The organism is Pseudomonadales bacterium (assembly GCA_013215025.1).
GTDB lineage: Bacteria > Pseudomonadota > Gammaproteobacteria > Pseudomonadales > DT-91 > DT-91.
In genome coordinates this window covers 1-1,930 of the sequence record JABSRR010000306.1, presented here as the reverse complement: position 1 = coordinate 1,930, position 1,930 = coordinate 1, and the positions used below count along the sequence as shown (strand labels likewise).

General features: G+C 38.4%; 1 protein-coding gene. It reads left to right on the top strand.

Annotation, left to right across the window (positions count from 1 at the left end):
* Positions 1–250 precede the first annotated feature (250 nt).
* The gene (locus tag HRU21_13195) at positions 251–1,669 is read left to right on the top strand and encodes a transposase (GenBank protein ID NRA43243.1); all 1,419 of its coding nucleotides are present in this window, start codon (positions 251–253) and stop codon (positions 1,667–1,669) included.
* Positions 1,670–1,930: the final 261 nt, after the last annotated feature.

Genomic DNA, 1,930 nt, shown 5'->3' with positions numbered 1-1,930 from the left:
AACAAAACGTTCAACGGTATTCATAGTTTTTACTCACAGCCGATAGATTTCCTAGTTTACAGAACCTCAGGAAAGTCTGTCCATTCTTCTCTTATTAAAAAAACAAGTTTGAAAGCGTTCTGACTTAAGTTGCCTTAGAACCTTCGTACGGAAAATATGTATTTTTTTTAATATAAGCCCTTGACTTTCAATGAGTTATGATTTTTTATAACTTTCATAAGTCGTTGATTAATAAGGAGTTACAAGCATTATGGAAGAAGACATACAAATAACATTAAGACAGCACATTGAGAAGGCCTATCAAAATGCATTCGATGAAGATCCACAAAAAGGCAGGGGTTGGCAACGTAAGTGTGATAAGTTTTCTGATGTAGATTTTATCCTTCGCATTATTTTACGTGCTCTTTTGCCGGTGTTTTCAGGCGAGGCTTTTGTGCAACACTGTCAGCAAAATTTGAATGATGAGATTAGTCGTTCAAATTTCTTTTTGGCTAACACAAGCCCAAGAAGAGTTCGTATGTTAGATAGGGTTATGCCATTGATTTTGCGCAATCTTCGTCGCTTGCTGTTGAAATTAAAGATTAACCATATCGGTGAAATTGATTACTTAGAGCGCTATGATTGTGTTGCCTTTGATGGCCACTGCATTAAGCCCGCTTGTCATACAAAATTGGCAGAGGGCCTTAAGAATAAGGTGAATTCATGTTTTATCATGGGCATGGACTATCGTACCGGTCTGGTTATGCCTCTTAAAGTTCTCTCTACAGGTTTCAAGAAGCGCCACGAGGCCCCCTGTTTAGTTGAAGCCTGCGAGGCAAATGAAATGCGCTGGGGGCTTCGTTATAATCAGATTTCTATTTACGACCGTGCCGTATCGAGTCTGGATTTTTTGGTTAAGGAGCACCGTAAATCTCATTATCTTTTAACTCGGGAAAAGAAAACTGTAACATGGGACAAGACTGTAAGTATCAACTGGGATCGCCAGGATCCGATTAATCGCAATGTCATTAGCGATTCTTATTGTTATAAATTAATCGACGATGAACTGTGCCGGTTCCGGATCGTTGAGTATTCTGACCCAATAAAGCGTAAAGTTTACCGCTATTTAAGCTGTCTTCCAGATAAAATGCCTCCTGGAGTTATCGCAGAACTATATCGCCGGCGCTGGCAAATAGAAAAAACTTATGACAATAGTAAGAACAGCCTGTTTGAGCAAAAGGCGTGGGGTACAAGCCAGGAAACTCATAAGGTGCAGATGTACGCTATAGTAAGCGCTATGAATTTCATCCGCTATTTTCAAGAGATCAATCTTTGGGATTTAGAACACCAGCTTGACAGCTCAAATGATCTCAACAAGATAAAGAAGTCAACTAAAAAAATCTCTCATGAAGAAAAGGATGAAATTAAAAGTACAACAATTACAAGCTCTTTGATTCCCAAAAGGATTCATCTAAGCCAGATAAAAAGAGAAAAAAGATTTCAAAAAGAGATCGATTATGTCAAAAATTTGGGGGGCTCATTAAGTCCTCTAAGGTATGTAGGGAATTTGATGCGACTGACTGAGTTTTGTGTCCGGACGGTTCAAAATGCAATTTTGAGCTCAAGGACTGTATCATGGCTCAGAATCCAGCTTAAACTTCAATCAAGACCGAGGTGGGCAGGCGATTAAAGTGGATGCCGTTGACTAGAAGGTTTAAAGAATAACAATTTTGCTTTAGGAGTAGGGGAAGAAAACCGTTATTCTTTTGCTTTAAAACTAAGACAACTTCAAATTGAATCAGGGCGTTATGCCGATGAACTAATTAAAACTTTTGGAGACCCTAAAACTGGATTTTCTTTTGAGGGGTATAAGGAGTTTTCGATTGTTAGGGAACACATTGATAAAGAGATCACTTTATTAACTTCAGTTCATGTGAAACTTGATTTGATT

Coding starts and splice junctions, on each gene's coding strand:
- HRU21_13195 (NRA43243.1), top strand. CDS start 251: ATGGAAGAAGACATACAAATAACATTAAGACAGCACATTGAGAAGGCC.